This is a genomic window from Arthrobacter sp. KKT183 (assembly GCF_055657625.1).
Genome location: NZ_CM145770.1, coordinates 593,203 through 614,184, shown reverse-complemented (window position 1 = coordinate 614,184; position 20,982 = coordinate 593,203). Strand labels below are relative to the sequence as shown.

The following is a 20,982-nucleotide window of genomic DNA, read 5'->3' as shown; positions in this document are numbered from 1 at the left end:
TAGCAAACCGTCTAGAGTGGATCCATGACTGATCACGTGGACGGGATTGTGCAGCAGTGGCATCGCGAGCGGCCCGAGCTCGATGTCTCCCCCATGCACGTACTGGGCCGGCTCTCCCGGGTGGCGCAACAGGCGGAACGCCGGCTTGAGGGAAACTTCTCGCGGCACGGGCTGGATGCCGGGTCTTTTGACGTGCTCGCCACCCTGCGGAGGAACGGACCCCCCTACACACTTAGCCCGAAAGACCTCGCTGCGAGCGCCATGATCACCTCAAGCGCCGTCGCACAGCGCCTGAACCGGCTGGAAGACCGCGGACTGATTACCCGCGCCAAAAGCAGCGTTGACGGGCGCGGAACCGAAGTAACGCTGACGCAACAGGGGAAGGACCTGGTCGATGCAACCCTCCCTACCCACTTGGCCGCTGAGGAGGAACTGCTCGCGGGCCTCTCCGCCAGCGAGCGCCACGCACTTGCAGACCTGCTGAGGAAGTTCGGTGCCGGGCTGGTCGACTAGTCCTGCACATCCCAGTACACGGCACTGTCAGAAACTCGGGCGCCTGCGGACGGTTCATGCAGCGTCAACCGGCCATCAGGCATGAGGTGATGCACTTCGAAGCCATGCAGCATCACCAGCACGTCCGCAACAATGCGCCGATGGCAACGCCACCAGACACTCTCGCTGCACATGATCGCGGTGGAGGCCTGTGCAGCGACCGCCCGCAGCTCCGCCAGCGCAGCCGCGAATTCGTCCGTGCGGGTGTAGGCGGCATAGGCGCGGAACTGCGCCACCCGCCACCACGTGTCAGTTTCCGGCTCCCCCGCAGCATTGCGCCGGCGCCCGCCCAGATCCTCGAACCACCGGTAATCGATTCCTTCGGATGGCAACCACTCCTCGAGCGCTTCCTTCCGCGTGTCGAGGTTCCGGCGGCTGCCGGGAAAGCGACGCACATCCGCCAAAGTCTGCACCTGGGCACCTTGAAGCAGTGCGCCGAACTGATCCCGGTCCGCTGTTCCGTGCCCCACCGTAAGTAGCCGCATGACACCAGTCTGTCAGGGCCACATGAGAGCATAAATTCATGCCCGAAACCCCGTATCCCATGATTGATGTCGCTGACATCATCCGCATGGTAGGCGGCGCCGCGTTCCAGCGTGGGCAGGGGTATGCCAAGGATTCCCTGGTGCAGGGGCTGACTTTCGAACCGGACTCCAAAACGGTTCACGCGCGCGTCATGGGAAGCTCGCCTGCGCCATACCGCACGCAACTGTATCTGGCGCAGAAGGGTGATGGCCGCTTCCACCTTCGGGACAGCGTCTGCTCCTGCCCGGTGGGGCTGGACTGCAAGCATGTTGCCGCCGTCGCGCTCCGTTCCAACATGGAGAATCTTCGCGCCAATCAGGAGCTGACGGCGCCGTCGTCGCCCGCCCGCCCCGCCGGGTGGCAGGAATCCCTGTCCGGCCTCCTTTCAAGCCACCAGCACGGCGACGGCGCCCTCGCCACCGTCCAGCCCACCGTTCTGGGCCTGCAGTTTGAACTGCGCCCCACCACGGTGTCCAAGTGGGAGAAGCGCCATGCCTACCGCGGTTTCAAGCTCGGCGTCCGCCCAGTGATCCGGAACGCCAAGGGCAACTGGGTGAAGAACAATCTCGCGTGGGGAAACATCAGCTACCAGACGTACGGGCTGAAGCTGGATCCCGATCAGCACCGCTGGTTCGCCCAGTTTCCGGCGCTGCACCGCGGGACCGGCGTCACCTACTTCGGGAACAATGACTCCTGGCTGTACCTGGATGACTTCAGCAACCCGCTCCTGTGGCAGCTGCTGCAGGAGGCTCAACGGTTGGGGATCGCCTTCGTCGGTTCGAAGAAGAGCGTCACGGTCCACCTGGCTTCCGAGGCGGTCCTGCTCCTCGATGCCACCACCACGGACAACGCCATCCAGCTCTGCCCGGCCATCAATATCGACGGCGAGAACCACCCGCCGGACTCGGCACACGTCATTGCCGATCACGGCGTCTACACGGCCTCCGAGAACGGCACCATCACCCTGGCGCCCACCACGCGCAAGCTCACCGATCACAACCGGGAACTCCTCGAGCGCACCAAGCCGGTGCGCATCCCGGAGAGCGAGAAGCAGGAGTTCCTGTCAGGCTTTTACCCGCGGCTCATCCAGTCCATCGATGTGGTGAGCAGCGACGGCTCGGTCATCTTCCCGGAAATCCTTCCCCCCGTGCTGGTTCTCACTGCTGCCTTCGGTGAGGATGAGCTGCAGCTCTCCTGGGACTGGGCCTACCAGAGCGGTGATACTGAGACCCGCAAACCCCTCAAAAGCGAGGACGACGACGGCGGGTACCGAGACGCCGCAACCGAAACCGCCACGCTCGCAGCGGCTCGGGACGCCCTCGGCGGTCGCATGGTGAAGGACCGCGTATTCACCGGCATGGAGGTGGTGGACTTCACGGAGACCGCCCTGCCGCGGCTGGAGCGGCTGGACGCAGTGCGCGTGGACATTCTCGGCAGCAAACCGACGTTTGAGGAGCTCACCGACACACCGCAGCTTCTCATCACCACCGTGGATACCGAGGACCGCGACTGGTTTGACCTGGGCGTTTTGGTCACCGTGCAGGGCCGGAAGATCCCGTTCGACCACATCTTCACCGCCCTCGCCAAGGGCAGCAACCGGATCAAGCTGGTAGACAACAGCTACCTGTCCCTGAACCAGCCCATCTTCGACCAGCTTCGCGAACTCATCGATGAGGCACGGATGCTCAACGAGTGGGAGACCGGGCTGCGGATCAGCCGCTATCAGGCGGGTCTGTGGGCTGAATTCGAGGACCTTGCTGAGGAAACGGAACAGGCACAGTCATGGCGTGCAGCCGTCAATGGCCTACTCGAGTTGACCGAGGTTGAGCAGACACCACTACCGGAGGGGCTTCACGCAACCTTGCGCCCCTATCAGGTGGACGGCTTCAACTGGCTCGCGTTCCTGTGGTCGCACGGCCTGGGCGGTGTGTTGGCAGATGACATGGGTCTCGGCAAGACCCTCCAGACGCTGGCGTTGCTGGTCCACGCGAAGGATCAGGGCGAGAAACGGCCCTTCCTCGTGGTGGCGCCCACCTCTGTGGTGCCGAACTGGATTGCTGAGGCGCAGCGCTTCGCGCCCGGTCTTGCTGTGCGGGGTATCGGTGACACGCAGGCCAAGAGCGGAACGCCGGTGTCCGAGCAGGTGGAGGGGGCCGACGTCGTTATCACGTCCTATGCACTCTTCCGGCTGGACAATGACGCGTACGGGAAGCAGGAGTGGGCAGGTCTCATCCTGGACGAGGCGCAGTTCGTGAAGAATCATGCGGCGAAGGTGCACCGGTGCGCCAAGGAACTTCGCGCACCCTTCAAGCTGGCCATCACCGGCACTCCCATGGAGAACAACCTGATGGAGCTGTGGGCGATGTTCAATATCACCGCTCCGGGGTTGTTCCCGTCCTCGCGTGCTTTCACGGAGGAGTACCGGACCCCCATCGAGAAGCAGGGCAGTACGGAGCGGCTGCAGCGGCTGCGGCGCCGGATCCGGCCGCTGATGATGCGGCGAACCAAGGAAGCCGTCGCGTCAGACCTCCCGCCCAAACAGGAGCAGGTGCTCGCGGTGGAACTGCACCCGCGGCACCGCAAGATCTACCAGACGCACCTCCAGCGGGAACGGCAGAAGCTGCTCGGCCTGATCGAGGACCTGGACCGGAACCGGATGATCGTGTTCCGCTCGCTCACCCTCCTTCGGATGCTCAGCCTCGATGCGTCGCTGGTTGAGCCGGAGTATGAGGGCGTGCCGTCAGCAAAGCTGGACGTCCTGTTCGAGCAGTTGGAGGACGTTCTCGCAGAGGGACACCGTGCCCTAGTATTCAGCCAGTTCACGTCCTACCTCAAGCTGGCGGCAGCGCGCCTGGAAGCCCAGGGCGTCGAGTTCGCCTATCTGGACGGCTCCACCCGGAAGCGCGGAGACGTCATCGACTCCTTCAAGAACGGCACCGCACCGGTGTTCCTGATCAGCCTCAAGGCAGGCGGCTTCGGGCTGAACCTGACCGAAGCTGACTACTGCTTCCTGCTGGATCCATGGTGGAACCCGGCCAGCGAAGCGCAGGCGGTGGACCGGACGCACCGCATCGGCCAGACGAAGAACGTCATGGTCTACCGGATGGTCTCAACGGACACCATCGAGGAGAAGGTCATGAAGCTGAAGGAGCAGAAGGCCAAGCTGTTCAGCTCAGTCATGGATGATGACGCCGTCTTCAGTTCAGCGCTGACGGCGGATGACATCAGGGAACTGTTGGCCGGGTAAGCGCTGGAGGTCAGGAGTGCAGGGTAGCAGCGAGATACGAGGCGGTCCGGCTGTCCTGTGATGCCGACACCGCAGCGGGAGTGCCGACGGCAGTGATCTTTCCGCCGCCGTCGCCACCGGCGGGTCCAAGATCGATGACCCAGTCAGCGGAGGCGACAACATCCATGGTGTGCTCGACCAAAATCACTGTGTTGCCGGCGTCGACCAGCCCGTGCAGTTGCGTCATCAGCAGACGGACATCTGCGGGATGCAATCCGGTGGTGGGCTCATCCAGCAGGTACAGCGTGTGACCGCGCTGGGCACGCTGCATTTCCGTGGCCAGCTTGATGCGCTGGGCCTCTCCGCCGGACAGCTCGGTGGCGGGTTGACCCAGCCTAAGGTAGCCCAATCCCACTTCCAGCAAGGTTCGAAGGCTCCGGGCCGCTGAGGGTACGTCGGCCAGGAATTCAGCGGCAGCGGTAACCGTCATTCCCAGCACCTCGGCGACGTTCCGGCCGCGGTAGGTGACCTCAAGAGTTTCGGGATTGAACCGGGAACCATCGCACTCTGGGCACGGCCCGTAACTGCCGGGCAGGAACAACAGCTCCACGGCCACGAACCCTTCGCCCTGGCAGACCTCGCACCGGCCGCCTGCCACATTGAAGGAGAAGCGTCCGGCGCCGTAGCCACGGGATCGGGCCTCGTCGGTGGCGGCGAATTCCTTCCGCACGGCGTCAAAGAGCCCGGTGTAGGTTGCGAGGTTGGAGCGCGGAGTCCGGCCGATCGGCTTCTGATCAACCGTCACGAGCCGGTCGAGGTGGTTCCGTCCGGACGGCGAGTCGACTGTCAGCGACCCCGTGCGGGCGGCAGCAGGGCCATTTTCGCCCGTGTCCGACGATTCCGTTGTCCCACGGTGCGGATCTGCACCGTGCGGATCTGCACCGTGCGGAATTTCACCGTGTGGAATTTCACCGTGTGGACGCAGCCGTTCCTTGACGAGCTCGGCGAGGACCTGACTGACCAGGGTCGATTTGCCGGAGCCGGAAACACCGGTGACCGCAGTAAGTACTCCGAGTGGGAAGTCCACGTCGAGGTTGCGCAGGTTGTGCCGGGTGATGTTCCTCAGCCCGAGCCAACCTGTTGCCTCCCTGCTTGCACCTTGGCCAGCGGTTGCGCCGTCGTGATCGTGACCGGCTGAAGCGACGTCGCCCGTCCCGTCAGGGTGCCCACGGAAGAGGAACGGCCTGGTTACAGACGCTGCAACGTCTCGAAGCCCGTCGACCGGTCCGCTGTAGAGCACCTCACCGCCGCCCTCGCCGGCGTTCGGTCCGACATCCACAACCCAGTCAGCACGGCGCACCACGTCCATGTTGTGCTCCACGACGAAGACTGAGTTGCCGGAAACCCTGAGCTGGTCCAGCACGGCCAGCAGGGGTTCGGCGTCCGCTGGGTGCAGCCCGGCCGACGGCTCGTCGAGCACGTAGATCACACCGAACAGTCCGGACCGGAGTTGGGTGGCGATCCGGAGTCTCTGCATCTCCCCCGGTGAAAGCGTCGGAGTGGATCGACCGAGCGCAAGATAACCCAGGCCCAAATCCAGAAGGACGGTGATCCGTTGTAGCAGATCCTGGGTGAGTGCGACGGCCACCTCGTTGGTTTCGCCTGAGGACCGCCTGCGCGAGGCCGTTCCCGCCGAGGTCAGCTCGGTGGTGGGACGGATGATGTCGGCCAGTTCACTCAACGGAACCGCGTTGAGCTCGGCGATGGTCTTCCCGGCGAACGTCACGGCGAGGGCATCGGGCCTGAGGCCGCTGCCTCCGCAACGCGGGCACGGCCCGGTGTGCATGAACTGCAGCACTCGGTTGCGCATGGTGGCGCTCTGCGAATCGGCCAGAGTGTGCAGGACGTAGCTGCGGGCGCTCCAGAACTTTCCCTTGTACGGCTTTGCTACGCGGTCCCGCTCCGGGGTCACTTCGACCACGGGCTGCTCTTCCGTGAAAAGGATCCAGTCGCGGTCCTTTTTCGGCAGCTTCTGCCAGGAAGTTTCGACGTCGTAGCCGAGGTGGGTGAGGATGTCACGCAGGTTCTTGCCCTGCCAGGCGCCCGGCCAGGCAGCGATGGCTCCGTCACGGATGCTGAGCGAGGGATCCGGCACCAGCGAATCCTCGCTGACGGTGTGCGCTATGCCGAGGCCATGACATTCCGGGCAGGCTCCTGCAGCGGTGTTCGGAGAAAACGCATCCGAATCAAGTTGCTCCGCGCCGGCAGGGTAACTGCCTGCCCGTGAGAAAAGCATGCGTACAGAGTTGGACAGGGTCGTTACTGTGCCAACGGAGGACCGGCTGCTCTGGGCGCCCCGGCGCTGTTGAAGTGCAACCGCGGGAGGCAGCCCGGTGATCTGTTCCACTTTGGGGTTGTGGCCCTGCTGAATGAGCCGGCGGGCATACGGCGCCACGGACTCGAAATAACGTCTCTGGGCTTCGGCGTATATAGTACCGAAGGCCAGGGAAGACTTGCCTGAGCCGGACACCCCGGTGAAAGCAACGATCGCATCGCGGGGAACGTCCACGTTCACGGCGCGCAGATTGTTTTCGCGGGCGCCGCGCACCCGGACAAAGCCATCCGTGGGACGGGTAGGGTCCGGCGTCAGTAGCATCTGGTCGGGAAGTTTGGAGGCGTGCTGTTCACTTTGCATTGATTCGACACTATCGCTAGATCGTGGGAACAAAGGCACGCACATATGTGTTGCAAGATTGCTGTAGTAACAACCGCTAACGCCAGAGAGAAGAACATCCAAAGTGGCAACCGATTACGACGAAGTCCGTTCCGACGTCAAGGAATCTCAGGACCGGTCGCTGGAGGCACTGCAAGCCGCCAACGCCCCCGATGCGAAGAGAGTCGTAACTGAGCTGGACGAGTCCGATTCCCTTGATGAAGGACATACGCCCGGCGGGGAAATCGTCTCCGAAGAGCTGATCGTTCAGGTGGTCCCTCAGGGTGAGGACGAGTTCACGTGCTACTCCTGTTTCCTGGTCCGGCACCGGTCTCAGAAAGCACGGGAAAGCAACGGGCACACCTACTGCGTCGAGTGTGAAGGCTAGGAGCGAACCTTCAGGCCGAAAGGCGCGGCTTCGCTACGGCATGGGTGGATTGCTCCCTGGCAGCGTGACCGTGGGCAGACTGCTCCCTGCGGGTGTGGTCCATCACGGGACCGGTACCGGCGATTTCACGGATGACGTCGATGCCCTCGATGGCAGCCTGTTTGGTGGGGAAGTACGCGGAGACAGCAACCAGGGTGCCGTCACCGGCCATGAGTTTGAGCCGGTACCCATGATCATGGGCGTCAACCAGCTTGAAATATCCAGACACGCTCTTACCTCCTCGTAAGTACGCCTCAACGTTCCCATGATAGTAAGTTCGCTGACGATCCCGTTAGTCATCGCTGGTCACAATTCGGCGTCGAGCACTCAAGAGTTCAAGTTCCGGCCGCGCAGCGACAAACCGCTCAACCTCATCCAGCACCTCGACAACGTGCCTACGATCCCCCGAAACCAGACCCACGCCAACGGTTGCGCGGCGGTGGAGATCCTGCGTACCGACTTCGGCAGCTGACAGCTCGAAACGTCGCCGCACCTCCGCCACCAGCGGCCGAACCAGCGAACGCTTCGCCTTCAGTGAGTGCACGTCCCCCAGCAGGAGGTCGAACTCGATGAACCCCACCCACATATTCGTTCACCTGCCGCGCGCGGCGAGCCTTGCCACCAACGACGACGGCGCATTCCTCGCAACGAACGCAAGCACCTTATAGCGAAGGCTGGGAATCGACACCGCCTTGCCGGCGGAAAGATCCTTCAGGGCAGCGCCCACGACGCCCTGAGCATCCAACCACATCCAGCGTGGAACGGAGCCCTTGTCCATGCCCATACGCTGGTGGAATTCAGTGTGGACGAAGCCGGGACACAACGCCATTACGGTTACTCCCCGGGACTTGTAGGCGAAGTTGGCCCAGGTGCTGAAGTTGATCATTGCTGCCTTCAGCGCGCCGTAGGTCCCGCGCGGAGTGAACCCGGCAACGCTGGCCACGTTCACTATCTGCCCGGAACCGCGTGCGAGCATGCCCTGCAGCGCGGCATGGCTGAGCGCAAGGGGAACGGTGAGATGAATCGCCGCGTGGTTCAGTTCGTCCTCAAGCGGATTCGCCTCGAAGGATTTGGGCAGGCCATAGCCCGCGTTGTTGACCAGGGTTGACACCGGCTCCGTGCTGTCCCGCAGCCTGTCGAGGACACGGCGGACGCCGTCGTCGTCGTGCAGGTCCGCAGCCAGCACCTCCACCGCCACGCTGAAGCGGGAGCGAAGTGCAGCCGCTTTTTTCTCCAGCCTGGCCGAGTCCCGGGCGACCAGGACAAGGCCCTTTCCCTGCCGGGCAAGTTGCTCCGCGAACTCCGCCCCAAGGCCTGCAGTTGCGCCGGTAATCATTGCCCAGTTGGCCATGTTTTCCCTTATCAGGTGGGTATTTCAGCAGTAAAATGAGAGTGCTGGTTGGGCGCGGTTTGCGCTCCTCCAACGGCGGTGCAGGCGATGCGCCTCTCCTGACGTTTTCGCGGCACCGCGAAGAGTCATATTTACACATGAGGAGGGGAGATGACTACCGCATCACACCATGCGCATGATTTCCATGTGACGCGCGATCACGTTCGCAGCGCCTCGATGGGGATGGGAGTAGTTTTCCTGCTGGTGGGGATTCTCGGATTCATCCCGGGCATCACCACACAATACGGTTCCATGGCCTTTGCATCCGGTTCCGAGGCAATGCTCCTGGGCGCGTTCCAGGTGTCGGTGCTCCTCAACCTGCTGTATCTAGCCATGGGAGCCGCCGGAGTCTGGATGAGCCGCGGAGTTCTTTCAGCTCGAAACTTCCTGCTCGGAAGCGGCGCGGTCCTGCTGGTCATGTGGCTCTACGGACTGATTGTCGGCACCTCTGCCGCCAACATTCTGTCGACCAACGCATCCACCAACTGGCTCAACCTGATCCTCGGCGTCGTCGCCGTTGGACTGGGCGCTGCCTATGCCATGCGGCACCGTGGGAGCCGTGCCCTCTAGCGATCTTTGTCCCCGAAGCACGTCCCGCCCGGAAACCCGGCGGGACATGCTTTTGTACGTCTGGAATGTTTATCAAATCGGTATACGCCGAAGCCTTTCAGACCTAGACTGACGGCGAGGCCACCTTCTGACGGACGCGGTCAGTTGCGGCCTCTGAAAGGGATGTTCGAAGACGAACTCCCATCACATCGGAAGGATCACCATGTCAGGAAACAGGGCTGTGGCCTACAAGGGCCCCGGCAAGGTCGAGATCATCGATACCGACTACCCCACGTTTGAACTCAAGGACGGTCCCGGGGTCAACCCTGCGAACGTCGGCAGAAAGGTCAATCACGGCGTCATCCTGAAGACTGTCGCCACAAATATCTGCGGCTCGGACCAGCACATGGTCCGTGGACGGACCACCGCACCCGCGGACCTCGTGCTGGGGCACGAAATTACCGGCGAGGTGGTGGAGGTCGGAAGCGATGTCGAGTTCATCAAGAAAGGTGACATCTGCTCGGTTCCGTTCAACATTTCCTGCGGACGGTGCCGGAACTGCAAGGAACGCAAGACCGGTATCTGCCTCAACGTCAACCCTGACCGGCCGGGCAGCGCCTACGGTTACGTGGATATGGGCGGCTGGGTCGGCGGCCAGGCAGAGTACGTCCTGGTGCCCTACGCGGACTGGAACCTGCTGAAGTTTCCGGATCGGGACCAGGCGCTGGAGAAGATCCTGGACCTGACGATGCTCTCGGATATTTTCCCCACCGGTTACCACGGTGCCTACACGGCCGGCGTCACCACCGGTTCCACGGTCTACATCGCGGGCGCAGGCCCGGTGGGTCTGGCGGCTGCACTCTCCGCGCAGCTGCTGGGTGCCGCCGTCGTCATCGTGGCCGACCTCAATGAGGAGCGGCTTGCACAGGCCCGCACTTTCGGGTGCGAAACGGTCGACGTCTCCAAGGGCGACCCCAAGGACCAGATCGAGCAGCTTCTCGGAGTGCCGGAGGTGGATTGTGGCGTTGACGCCGTCGGGTTTGAGGCCCGCGGTCACGGCAAGGACTCCTCGCACGAGGCTCCAGCCACCGTGCTGAATTCGCTCATGTCGGTAACCGCCGCTGGTGGCGCGCTCGGCATCCCGGGACTCTACGTCACGGGTGATCCGGGCGGAATTGACGAGGCTGCAAAGGTCGGTTCCCTGTCGCTTTCGCTCGGTACCGGCTGGGCGAAGTCTTTGTCCTTCACCACGGGCCAGTGTCCGGTGATGAAGTACAATCGCGGCCTCATGATGGCGATCCTGCACGATAAGGCGCACATCGCCAAGGCCGTAAATGCCAAGCCGATTCCGCTGGACCAGGCACCTCAGGGTTACGAGGAGTTCGACAAGGGCGCGGCCACGAAGTACGTGCTGAACCCGAACGGCTACATCGCCGCCTAACCCCCGTTGATTCGGCAGGACACGCCCCTTATGAGCACTCAGAAGGGGTGTGTCCTGCCAACTCACGGGTCTATCTGAAGAGGCCCGGGCCCACGTAGGGCGCCAGCTGCTGCTTCTGCTCAGCAGTGATGCGCAGCAGCGACTCCGATTCGCCGTGTACGAAAGCCAGTGTGGTCTGCGCCAACACGCACACCCGGCGAGTCACCGGATCATGGATGCGGTACGCGATGTCGAGGCTCGCAGCTTTCAGGTCTGCAATCCACACCTCGATTTTCAACGGGACGTTCCGGTAGTCCAGGGTGGCCGTGTACTTGATGCGGTGTTCCACCACCAGCGCCTGGACCCCTGCGGCCACGGAGCTGAAGAGGGGCACCGGCGGATCCTGGCCCGCGGCACCGGTTCCTCCCGGCGGACCGAACGCCTGGATACGCGCTTCCTCGAGAAGCCGCACCACCTGGACGTTATTGATGTGCCCGTAGGCGTCCATATCTGACCATCTCATAGGGATTTCACAGGTGACTGTCCGCTGCGCGTCCATTCCTATGTTTTACAGTGGTCTGCGGGGTTTTCACTACTGCGCGGCAAGGAACCTCTGCACGTCTTCCGTCAATAACCGCCACGTCTCGATTTGGCAACGATTGGAAAACAGTCTACGGTAGACAGGAACCCGCTTCGGGTAACCACAAAGCAGACGGCGCTCTACGCGTCTGCCACATAATGCCCTGGTGCTGTCCCTCCACCGTACGTTGCTCGTCCGGCAGACACCACAGACAAGACCAATGATCAGTCAAGGGTGAGCAACGTCGCAAAGACGTCCGGGGACGGAACGAGTGCAGGTGGCCTTTTGGAGCATCGTACCCATATGAAGAATCAGAAACTTACTCTTAACGCGCGCCGTGGATTTGCAGCGGCAGCTCTCGTCGGTGTTGGAATCACCGCTTCCGCAGGCGCAGCCAACGCTGCTCCTGCCAGCACTTGGGACGCCCTCGCACAGTGCGAGAGTGGCGGCAACTGGGGCATCAACACCGGCAACGGTTTCTCCGGCGGCCTGCAGTTCACCCCGTCCACCTGGGCCGGCTTCGGCGGCCAGGGTCTCCCCCAGGACGCCAGCCGCGCAGAGCAGATCGCTGTTGCTGAGCGGGTACTCGACGGACAGGGCTGGGGCGCATGGCCCGCATGCTCGGCCAAGCTCGGCCTGACCGCCGGCGCCAACCCGACTCCGATCCCCGCTGCTCCGGCACCCGCCCCTGTGCAGGTGCAGTCGCAGCAGGTTCAGGTTCAGGCACCTGTTGTCCAGGCACCAGTTGCTCAGGCTCCTGTTGTTCAGGCACCAGTTGTTCAGGCACCAGTTGTTCAGGCGCCTGCGGCTCCTGCCGTTCAGCTGTCCGGTGACACCTACACCATCCAGTCCGGCGACACCCTCAGCACCATTGCTGCCAAGCTGGGCGTCGAAGGTGGATGGCAGGCCCTTTACCAGGCCAACGCCGACACCCTCATCCACGCCGACCTCATCTTCACCGGCGACGTTCTGCAGCTGCCTGCCTAAGGTTTCAGCTACACACGAAAGAGCCCTGCAACGTGTCCGTTGCGGGGCTCTTTCGTGTCCGGAGCTGGAAAGCCGCGGTTGTCGCTGCCCGCGCTAGTCCCGCGGCGCCAACCCTGCAGCCCGAAGCGCCTCCGCCATTGCGCTGTTCGCCGGAGCCGGTGCGCCCTTGCCGCCCTGCTTCTGCGCTCCCGAGTTGGAGTTTCCTCCCGGCTTTGAAGCGCCAGGCTTGGAACTGCCGCCCTGCCCACCGCTCGGATGACGACGGCGGTCCCCTCCTCCGCCGCCCCGCGCCTCACGGTCAGACCCGCCGCCCCGCGGCACGGCGTCATCATTGAGCCGCAAGCTGAGGGAGATCCGTTTGCGGTCCGGGTCAGCCTCCAGCACCCTGACCTTCACTACCTGACCGGACTTCACAACTTCATGGGGATCGCTGATGAAACGGTCAGCCATCGCTGAAACGTGCACCAGCCCATCCTGGTGCACCCCGACGTCCACGAACGCGCCAAAAGCCGCAACATTCGTGACCACCCCGTCGATGATCATTCCCGGGCGCAGATCTGAAATCTTCTCGACATCAGCAAAGGAGGCCGTGACAAACGCGGGCCGCGGATCCCGCCCCGGTTTCTCGAGCTCAGTGAAGATATCCTGCAGCGTGGGCAGCCCGATCGAATCGTCAACATACTCTGCGAGGTTCAGTGACCGGAGTGAGCCACTGGCATCGTTCACCATTCGCCGCGCCACAGAATAAGCCTCCGGGTGCACGCTGGAGGCGTCCAGAGGCTCAGGTCCGCCGGCAATGCGAAGGAAGCCCGCACACTGCTCGAACGCCTTGGCGCCAAGCCTGGGAACCTTCAGCAGGTCGCTTCGGCGTGCAAAGGGGCCGTTCGCATCACGGTGCGCAACGATATTCCCGCTCAACAGGGACCCCACGCCGGCCACCCGGGTCAGAAGCGACGGCGATGCGGTATTCACGTCCACCCCCACGGCGTTCACGCAGTCTTCAATCACGGCATCAAGCGAGCGCTCCAGCTTGGCAGGACTCACGTCATGCTGGTACTGGCCCACGCCGATCGACTTAGGGTCAATCTTCACCAACTCGGCCAGCGGATCCTGCAGCCGCCGGGCAATCGACACGGCTCCACGCAGCGACACATCGAGCTCGGGCAGTTCCGCCGATGCCAGCGCCGACGCTGAATACACCGACGCGCCTGCCTCGGACACAACCAGTTTCTGCAGGGTACGCCCGGACATAAGCGAGATGAGCTCGGACGCAAGCTTGTCCGTCTCCCGTGACGCCGTGCCGTTGCCGATGGCGATGAGCTCGGCGTTGTGGGTGGTTACGAGCCGCGAGAGCACAGTCAACGCGTCATCCCACTTCTTCGCGGGTGCGTGCGGATGAATTGTCGCTGTTTCGAGAACCTTGCCGGTCCCGTCCACCACGGCGACCTTCACACCGGTCCGAAGCCCGGGATCCAGCCCGATGGTGGTACGTCCACCCGCGGGCGCCGCAAGCAGCACATCACGCAGGTTCGCAGCGAACACCCGCACCGCTTCCGTCTCCGCCTCCACAAAGAGCCGCACCCGGAGGTCGATCGAGAGCTTCGCGAGCAACCGGCGCCACGCCTGCTGGACCGTCGCCATCAGCCACGCATCCGCCGGCCGGCCCTGATCCGCAACGCCCAGGAAAGCGGCCACGGAGTTCTCGAAACGGCGCTTGGCACGCAACGCAGCTTCAGCGTCGGTGGAGTCAGCCTCGGTGAGCGTCAGCTGCAGCACGCCTTCCTTCTCGCCGCGCAGCAGTGCCAGGACCCGGTGCGACGGCATGGCGGACGGCGCCTGCACAAAGTCAAAGTAGTCGGAGAACTTCTGGCCCTCGGCTTCCTTGCCGGAAACCACCTGCGAGCGCAGCCGGCCCTGCTTCCACAGCCGTTCACGCAGGTCAGCAAGCAGGTCGGCGTCCTGCCCGGCACGCTCCACGAGCAGCGCCCGGGCACCGGCCAGCGCGTCATCCGCCGTGGGAACGCTCCCGTTCAGGAAGCGGCCTGCTTCAGCAACGGGATCGAGCGATGGGTTGGCGAGAAGTGAGTCCGCGAGCGGCTCCAGCCCGGCTTCCCGTGCAATCTGAGCTTTGGTGCGCCGCTTGGTCTTGAAAGGCAGATAGATATCCTCCAACCGCGCCTTGGTGGTAGCACCGACGACGGCGGCACGAAGCTCAACGGTCAGCTTGCCCTGCGCTTCGATCGCCTCAAGCACGGCCGCGCGCCGCTCCTCAAGTTCGCGCAGATAGCGCAGCCGCTCCTCCAGCTCACGCAACTGGGCATCGTCGAGGGTTCCGGTGACTTCCTTGCGGTAGCGAGCAATGAAGGGAACGGTTGATCCGCCGTCCAACAGGTCCACCGCGGCCTTGATCTGCCATTGCTGGACGCCGAGTTCCTCAGCGAGTTGCTTGAAGATGGACGGAGGAGTGGTAACTGGTGCGCTCACGCCTGCCATTGTGGCATTGACGCGGTCAGCAATCTAAAAGGCTGCCCCGCTGTGGAGGGAAGGTTAGGCGCAGCTCTCGCGGTTCAGCTCGATCGCAAGCGGGTGGGTACCCGTGAATTCCTGTCCACCGGCAGAGTACGCAACGGAAACGCCCTGGGACGTGCCTCCGTCAACACCGTCAGCGATCGAGACCGCCACCACCAGATTCACGTACTCATGGGTGGTGATGTTGTAGCCCTCCGCTGGCACCGGCTCAACCGGACCGGCCGGCTCAGCCGTCTCGGAAGGAGCTGCAGGCGCCGGTTCCGCGCTGTGCGTGCCGTGAGCGCCGCCGTCGTCCTCGCCGTGTGCCTTGTGGTGACCCTCCCGGTTGGCCGTGGACACCTCAGCGCTCACGAGGGTGAGCCCTTCGGGGTTCTGCAGGGTGACGTCGTCGAGAGTGAAGGTTTCAAGCGCCTCGTTGTGCACCAGGACCGTGAATTCCTGGTAACCGATGTCAGGCTGAGTGGCGCAGAGCGTGGCGCCGTTCTCGGCGAGGTTCAGGGGGTCATCACCGAAGTCCGCCGCCGTCTGCTGGACCGCGCTGACGTTCTCCTGCGAGCGCGGAGAGTTCACGTCGAGCGGGTTCTCCTCGACAGCCATGCATCCGCTGGTGAAGAGCGCAGCGAGCAGGGCGCCGCCAACCAGTGCTGCCGATCGAACCGCCATGTCCACCATCCCTCAAAGAAGTCTCTACCTATGTTCGGCAACACAGTGATGTTGGATGGGTCCTACTCGTACAGAACGTACTCCGGCTGCGGTGTAAGCGCCAGGACCTCGGCCGGCGTCATCAGCGGACCCAGCACCACGTCCTCCTCGAAGAACAACTTGAACCCTGGGTGGACAGTCGGAGGCAAGTCTTTCATCAGCAGGTTGTAGGTTTCGATTTTCATCGTCGCGGACCCGATTCCGTCCACGCTCCGGATAACTTCCACCCCTGCGTATTCCTGTATCGCCGCCACATTACTGACGACGCCGGGAGCCACCTGATGGAACACGAGCGGCTTCTGCGGAAGGTTATTCTCGGTCACCAGACCATCGAGGTACGCAGCAATCTCGTTGATTTCCTCACCCGTGGTGTGCCCGTAGGAACGCCCGGGAAGCTGCTCCGCCGTAATGTCCCACTCGGGATCAAGCGCCACACCGACATCCGGCTCCACCAGCCACTTCTCAAGCGCACGGACTTCCTCAGCCATGCTCGCCCGGCCGGGCTGGACATTCAGGATCAGCATCCCGTCATGCCTGCGGGCGGCCTCGAGATACCCGCTGATGATCTCATCGGACGCGCGGGTCCGGTAGGCGCCGTCGGCACCCGGATCAGCCTGCACGACGACGGCAATCAGCTCCAGCACCGGCATCACCTTGCGCTCGCCGGCCAGCTCCTTCCCGAGTGCCTCGATCTCATCCACCCGCTCATCGATTGCACCGATGCCGAGCCTGCCCAGTGCGGCTGAGTAGGGATGCCCGCTGAACCCGACAAGGCGGTAGTCCGGAAACAATTCCACCCCGCCGCGGGGAAGCTCGAAACGCTCCGGGGTGGGTTCGGCAGAGGGCGTGGGTTCGGCGGAGGGCGTGGGTGTTGCGGACGGAGTGGGCGAGGGTGTTGCGGACGGAGTGGGCGAGGGCCCCTGAGCCGGCGTCCCTGAAGCGGTTGGCGTTGCTGCGGAAGACGAGGCAGATGTTTCAGGAGACTCTGAAGCGGTGTTCGGAGGTGCCGCACTGCACCCGGCCAGTAGCACCGCCGATACCGCCCACACCGAGCCATGGCGGAGCATACGGCCAGCTTGCTCATGGCCGCGTGTGCGTCGTCGTTGTACGTTCCGGTGCAGTGCCATAGCAACACGCTACGCCACGGGCAGCGGGCGTCTCAGAGGCACAGCGCAGCGGCGGCAGACTTCCCGGCCGCCTGCTTCGTATTGTGTTCAGTTACTCGGTCGCCTAACAATGAACTATGACAGTCCTGATGAGGTCCCTCGAAACCGCCGTACCGACCACCGTCATGGTGCAGTCCCAGGTACGGGATGTCTTTGCAGCACAGCCGGGGCTGAACAGGTTGGGGCAGCGGCTGGTGACTGCTGCGTTCGATTCCTCCGGCATCGATACGCGTTACACGGCTGTGGAGGAACTCACGCTCGAACGCCACAACGAGACCCCGGTGTTCTTCGACTCGGACACCATGACCATCCTCAGCCCGGGCACCAAGGCCCGGAACGAGGTCTACGCCGAAGCCGGCACCAAGCTGTTCGTCGAAGCTGCACAGAAAGCGCTGGATGCAGCAGAGGGAGTTGAAGCTGAGGACATCACCCACGTGGTGACAGTTTCCTGCACCGGGTTCTTCAACCCCGGCCCGGACTACAAAATCGTCCGCGCACTGGGGCTGAACCCGTCAGCACAGCGCTACCACCTCGGCTTCATGGGGTGCTACGCGGCGTTCCCGGCGCTGCGCGCGGCGAAATCTTTCTGCGACGCCGATCCCAACGCGGTGGTCCTCGTGGTCAGCGCCGAGCTGTGCTCGTTGCACGTGCGGTCCTCCAACAACCCGGACACGATTGTGGGGACGTCCCTCTTTGCCGACGGCGCAGCGGCCGCGGTCATTACCGCTCGGACTGACCTGGCGCCGCCGTCGGGGCCAGCCCTGTCCCTCGACTTCTTCGAAACCACCCTGACCCCGGTCGGCGAGGAATCGATGGCCTGGAACATCGGCGACGAGGGTTTCGAGATGGTCCTCGGAACCTACGTGCCGCACATCATCGACGAGCACATCGTCGGCGCCCTCGCTCCCTTACTGGAACGCGATGAGTCCCTGATCGGTCTCGAGTACCGGGACATCGAGCACTGGGCCATCCACCCGGGCGGCCGCAGCATTCTGGACAAGGTGCAGGCCAAGCTTAAGCTCAGCGATGACCAGCTGGTCCCCGCCCGGGAAACGCTGCGGGACTACGGGAACATGAGTAGCGCCACCGTGATGTTTGTCCTCAAGCACATCCTCGATCAGCCCGGCTCGGACTCCGATGAGCGCATCTGCTCCATGGCGTTCGGTCCGGGGCTCACAGTGGAGACCGCCCTCCTGACCAAGACATCCGCCTGAATGGCCTTCCTCGCCTCCCGGAACCTCACGGCAATCGAGGAGATGGACAAGCCGGACTGCGATCCCGCCAAGCTCGACCGCACCTATGCCCAGTTCCCGCTCGTCAACCGCTCGGTCGCCGGCTGGCACCGCACCTGGGCACACTACATCCGGCCGGTCCTGTCGACGGCGCGTACCAATACGCTGCTCGACGTCGGCTCAGGCGGCGGCGACGTACCCCGTGCGCTTGCCCGCTGGGCTGCCCGCGACGGCTTCAGGCTGGAGATCACCGCGATTGACCCCGACGAACGCGCGAATGCGTTCGCCAGCAGCCGACCAAGGACGCCGGGGCTCAGGTACCGCCGTGCGTTCAGTTCGGAACTGGTCGCCGAAGGTGCCCAGTTCGACGTCGTCACTTCCAACCATGTGCTCCACCACCTCTCGCCGGACGAGCTGAGCGGACTGCTCAGCGACTCGGAGAAGCTGGGCACGCGGCTCGCCCTGCACAGCGACCTGTCGCGGACCCGCGTGGGGTTTGCACTGTTCTCCGTGGCCACTCTGCCGTTGCCCGGTTCCTACATCCGCGAGGACGGGCTGACGTCGATCCGGCGAAGCTATCTGGCGGACGAACTGCGCGCCGTCGTCCCTCCAGGTTGGCGCGTGGAGCGGCAGGTGCCATTCCGGAATCTGCTGGTGCGCCGTGCCTGATGTCCTGATAGTCGGCGGTGGGCCGGTAGGGCTGTACGCCGCGATCCTGCTGGCGCAGTCAGGTGTAGAGGTTCAGGTCCTGGAGCGCCGCACCGAGCGCAGTTCGCACTCCCGGGCGATCGGCATCCACCCACCGGCGCTTGCCGCACTGGAACAGGCTGGAGTAGCGGAGAACCTGGTTGCCGCGGGCGTTCAGATTCCCGGCGGTGTTGCGCGGAGCCGCGGTCGGACGGTCGCTGAACTGTCCTTCTCGTCCCTTCCCGGCAGACACCGTTACGTGCTTGCAATCCCCCAGGAGCAGACGGAGCGCATCCTTTCGGAGCGGCTCGCTGAGCTGGCACCTGATGCGCTGCGCAGGCGCGAAACCGTCGAGGCCGTTCACGAGGTCGGGAGTGAGGTTCTGACCATTACTGACAACGGCACCCACCGGTCCGCGTTGCTCATCGGGGCCGACGGGGCCAGAAGCACCGTACGCGATGCGGCGGGCATCGGCGCGAGCATCCGGCCGTATCCCGACGCCTACGTCATGGGCGATTTCCCTGACACCACCGGTGACGGAAGCACCGCTGCCCTGTACCTGGAGCCGGCCGGAATTGTTGAGTCCTTCCCGTTGCCCGGCTCGGTCCGGCGCTGGGTGGTGCGGATGCCGTCGCTTGTGAAAGACCCCACGGCCGAGGCAGTCGCGGAGCTGGTGGCGAGCCGCACCGGTGTGGGCGTCGATACCCGGAACAACACGATGTTGAGCTCTTTTGCGGTACGGCGGCGCATAGCGGAACGGTTTGTGCAGGGGCGTATTGCGTTGATCGGCGATGCCGCGCATGAGGTGTCCCCCATTGGCGGGCAGGGCATGAACCTGGGGTGGCTCGATGCCGTGCAGCTCGTGCCGCTGGTCATCGCTTCGCTGGCGGGCACCGACGTCGGGCTTGGACTTCGGCGCTTCAACGAGGAGCGGCGCCGGGCAGCCCTGGCAGCCTCGCGTCAGGCGCACATCAACATGATCCTTGGGCGTCCACTGCCGCCGGGCATGCTGGAACTGCGTAATCGGGTGATGGGCAGGATGGCCGGAGTACCCAGTGTGCACGATGCCGTAGCACGCACTTTCACAATGCACTGAGGCTCACGCTCCAAGAAGCGGGCCGGCGAATCAGGCCTTTCCGAGCTGGGCTTCCGGACGCAGTAAGGCGGGCACGACGCCGGACACTGCAGTTTCTGCCAGCGCCTCACCCAGAGCCGGTGCCTGTTTGAAGAGATTATGGCCGGCGATGGCGCTGATTTTCCCGGTGGACCAGATCCCTACGCCGTCCTCGCCCCAGGGCAGACGGGTCACCCAGCAGTGCACGTAGCCGGACGGCTCGGGGTCCAGGCCCGGCAGAGCGTGGCGGACGTAGGCCGCCGCCCGGGCGGCAAGGGATTCGAGTGCCGGAGGATCCGCGAGGCTTCCGTCCTGCCGCACCCCGGTTGTTTCGCTGAGGCCTACCGAGTAGGAACGGTTATCGGCTGAAGGGGCCGCGTAGACTCCGGTTTCTCCGAAAGTTCCGCTGCCGTCCTGGAAGGTGGGTAGCGGAGTATCCACGTCCTGGCGCACGGGGAACGTCACGCGGGCATGGGCAGCGAGTTCAACGGGTATCTCGAGCCCCGCATTCCGTGCCAGTGGAGCCGTGCCGCGGCCCGCGGAGAGGACAGCATGGTCAAAACGGTCCACCCCGGTTCCGGTACGGATCTCGACATCGCCCTCACTGGTGTGCTGGACCGTCAGCACATGGTCGGCCACCAATGCTTCTGTAAGGCTTTCGGTCAGCGCACGGAAGGCGGCGAGCGTGCGGATAGCGCCGCCGTCCACATCGAGCATGGCCTTACCCTCGAAGTCGGCGAGGATCGGCAAAGCGGATGCGAGTTGGCCCTGGGCCAGGAGCGCCACGCGGATATGTGGAAGGTCGCTGAGGATGCGCAGCTTGTCCTCGATGCTGTCGCCGATCGCCACCGCTCCGGCGTCGGACACCAGTTCCACACCGAACTCGGCCTCCCACTGCCGCCAGAGAGTGCGGCTGTGACTGACGAATCCGGCCAGTCGGACGTCGTCGTGGGCGTGCCGGAAGATTCGCCCGTCACCGGCGGACTGTCCGCCGCCGGGGGTTCCGGACTCGTAGATAGTGACGTCCGCGCCCGTTTTCCGAAGTGCGTGCGCCGTAGCCAGCCCGACGATTCCTGCTCCCACCACTGCTATCCGAGTCATGGGTCCAGCAAAACACGCTTACGCGTGCCGGCGCAGCCCCGCGGGTGAGAATCCCGGCTCCGACTATCCCACTGAACCGGCG

Annotated in this window: 19 protein-coding genes; 9 read left to right on the top strand and 10 right to left on the bottom strand. The window is 63.9% G+C overall.

From position 1 onward, the window contains the following. Positions 1–24 precede the first annotated feature (24 nt). A complete protein-coding gene (locus ACZ2GY_RS03030; protein WP_471672942.1) occupies positions 25–513 on the top strand; it encodes a MarR family winged helix-turn-helix transcriptional regulator in 489 nt (162 codons plus the stop codon). Here the strand turns inward: ACZ2GY_RS03030 and ACZ2GY_RS03025 are convergent. Continuing rightward, positions 510–1,037, bottom strand: coding sequence for a DUF488 domain-containing protein (locus tag ACZ2GY_RS03025; RefSeq protein ID WP_277357043.1), 528 nt, complete (start codon positions 1,035–1,037; stop codon positions 510–512). The genes ACZ2GY_RS03030 and ACZ2GY_RS03025 overlap by 4 nt on opposite strands. 38 nt (positions 1,038–1,075) lie before the next feature. On the opposite strand from ACZ2GY_RS03025, the gene ACZ2GY_RS03020 reads away from it, so the two are divergent. Next, positions 1,076–4,324 (top strand): DEAD/DEAH box helicase, encoded by a 3,249-nt coding sequence (locus ACZ2GY_RS03020; protein ID WP_471672941.1) that lies wholly within the window; start codon positions 1,076–1,078, stop codon positions 4,322–4,324. Positions 4,325–4,334: 10 nt separating this feature from the next. Here the strand turns inward: ACZ2GY_RS03020 and ACZ2GY_RS03015 are convergent, their stop codons facing one another. After that, positions 4,335–6,998 (bottom strand): excinuclease ABC subunit UvrA, encoded by a 2,664-nt coding sequence (locus ACZ2GY_RS03015; RefSeq protein ID WP_471672940.1) that lies wholly within the window; start codon positions 6,996–6,998, stop codon positions 4,335–4,337. A 103-nt stretch (positions 6,999–7,101) separates the two neighbouring features. On the opposite strand from ACZ2GY_RS03015, the gene ACZ2GY_RS03010 reads away from it, so the two are divergent. Beyond that, positions 7,102–7,404, top strand: coding sequence for a DUF4193 domain-containing protein (locus ACZ2GY_RS03010; protein WP_056550228.1), 303 nt, complete (start codon positions 7,102–7,104; stop codon positions 7,402–7,404). 10 nt (positions 7,405–7,414) lie between these two features. Here the strand turns inward: ACZ2GY_RS03010 and ACZ2GY_RS03005 are convergent, their stop codons facing one another. The 3 genes from ACZ2GY_RS03005 to ACZ2GY_RS02995 all read right to left on the bottom strand — a co-directional run bounded on the left by ACZ2GY_RS03005 (position 7,415) and on the right by ACZ2GY_RS02995 (position 8,794). Continuing rightward, entirely contained in the window at positions 7,415–7,672 is a 258-nt protein-coding gene (locus ACZ2GY_RS03005; protein ID WP_277357045.1) for a YegP family protein, read from the bottom strand. Positions 7,673–7,735: 63 nt separating this feature from the next. After that, the gene (locus ACZ2GY_RS03000) at positions 7,736–8,029 is read right to left on the bottom strand and encodes a DUF503 domain-containing protein (protein WP_277357046.1); all 294 of its coding nucleotides are present in this window, start codon (positions 8,027–8,029) and stop codon (positions 7,736–7,738) included. A gap of 6 nt (positions 8,030–8,035) precedes the next feature. After that, positions 8,036–8,794 carry an SDR family NAD(P)-dependent oxidoreductase gene (locus ACZ2GY_RS02995; RefSeq protein ID WP_277357047.1) on the bottom strand — a complete coding sequence of 253 codons (759 nt, stop codon included), beginning with the start codon at positions 8,792–8,794 and terminating at the stop codon, positions 8,036–8,038. A gap of 150 nt (positions 8,795–8,944) precedes the next feature. Between ACZ2GY_RS02995 and ACZ2GY_RS02990 the strand changes: the two genes are divergently transcribed. Then, positions 8,945–9,403, top strand: coding sequence for a DUF4383 domain-containing protein (locus ACZ2GY_RS02990; protein ID WP_277357048.1), 459 nt, complete (start codon positions 8,945–8,947; stop codon positions 9,401–9,403). A 202-nt stretch (positions 9,404–9,605) separates the two neighbouring features. Next, positions 9,606–10,823 carry a formaldehyde dehydrogenase, glutathione-independent gene (fdhA, locus tag ACZ2GY_RS02985; protein WP_056550213.1) on the top strand — a complete coding sequence of 406 codons (1,218 nt, stop codon included), beginning with the start codon at positions 9,606–9,608 and terminating at the stop codon, positions 10,821–10,823. A 70-nt stretch (positions 10,824–10,893) separates the two neighbouring features. On the opposite strand, the gene ACZ2GY_RS02980 is transcribed toward fdhA, so the two are convergent. Next, on the bottom strand, positions 10,894–11,325 hold the full coding sequence (locus ACZ2GY_RS02980; protein ID WP_346028655.1) for an acyl-CoA thioesterase: 432 nt from the start codon (positions 11,323–11,325) through the stop codon (positions 10,894–10,896). A 360-nt stretch (positions 11,326–11,685) separates the two neighbouring features. On the opposite strand from ACZ2GY_RS02980, the gene ACZ2GY_RS02975 reads away from it, so the two are divergent. Further along, on the top strand, positions 11,686–12,369 hold the full coding sequence (locus ACZ2GY_RS02975) for a transglycosylase family protein (protein ID WP_346028656.1): 684 nt from the start codon (positions 11,686–11,688) through the stop codon (positions 12,367–12,369). A 93-nt stretch (positions 12,370–12,462) separates the two neighbouring features. Here the strand turns inward: ACZ2GY_RS02975 and ACZ2GY_RS02970 are convergent, their stop codons facing one another. The 3 genes from ACZ2GY_RS02970 to ACZ2GY_RS02960 all read right to left on the bottom strand — a co-directional run bounded on the left by ACZ2GY_RS02970 (position 12,463) and on the right by ACZ2GY_RS02960 (position 16,667). Continuing rightward, positions 12,463–14,862 carry a Tex family protein gene (locus ACZ2GY_RS02970; RefSeq protein ID WP_471672939.1) on the bottom strand — a complete coding sequence of 800 codons (2,400 nt, stop codon included), beginning with the start codon at positions 14,860–14,862 and terminating at the stop codon, positions 12,463–12,465. Between the two features lie 54 nt (positions 14,863–14,916). Beyond that, on the bottom strand, positions 14,917–15,561 hold the full coding sequence (locus ACZ2GY_RS02965; RefSeq protein ID WP_277357053.1) for a hypothetical protein: 645 nt from the start codon (positions 15,559–15,561) through the stop codon (positions 14,917–14,919). A 62-nt stretch (positions 15,562–15,623) separates the two neighbouring features. Then, on the bottom strand, positions 15,624–16,667 hold the full coding sequence (locus ACZ2GY_RS02960) for a hypothetical protein (protein WP_471672938.1): 1,044 nt from the start codon (positions 16,665–16,667) through the stop codon (positions 15,624–15,626). 176 nt (positions 16,668–16,843) lie between these two features. On the opposite strand from ACZ2GY_RS02960, the gene ACZ2GY_RS02955 reads away from it, so the two are divergent. Genes ACZ2GY_RS02955 through ACZ2GY_RS02945 form a run of 3 tightly spaced genes read left to right on the top strand, consistent with a single transcriptional unit; the run spans position 16,844 to position 19,781 of the window. Further along, a complete protein-coding gene (locus tag ACZ2GY_RS02955; RefSeq protein WP_346028660.1) occupies positions 16,844–17,980 on the top strand; it encodes a type III polyketide synthase in 1,137 nt (378 codons plus the stop codon). Further along, positions 17,981–18,667, top strand: coding sequence for a class I SAM-dependent methyltransferase (locus tag ACZ2GY_RS02950; RefSeq protein ID WP_277357056.1), 687 nt, complete (start codon positions 17,981–17,983; stop codon positions 18,665–18,667). After that, entirely contained in the window at positions 18,660–19,781 is a 1,122-nt protein-coding gene (locus ACZ2GY_RS02945; RefSeq protein ID WP_471672937.1) for an FAD-dependent oxidoreductase, read from the top strand. Before ACZ2GY_RS02950 ends, ACZ2GY_RS02945 begins: the two co-directional genes overlap by 8 nt. A gap of 30 nt (positions 19,782–19,811) precedes the next feature. Here the strand turns inward: ACZ2GY_RS02945 and ACZ2GY_RS02940 are convergent, their stop codons facing one another. Next, positions 19,812–20,900, bottom strand: a complete 1,089-nt coding sequence (locus ACZ2GY_RS02940) for an NAD(P)/FAD-dependent oxidoreductase (RefSeq protein ID WP_471672936.1) — start codon at positions 20,898–20,900, stop codon at positions 19,812–19,814. Positions 20,901–20,982: the final 82 nt, after the last annotated feature.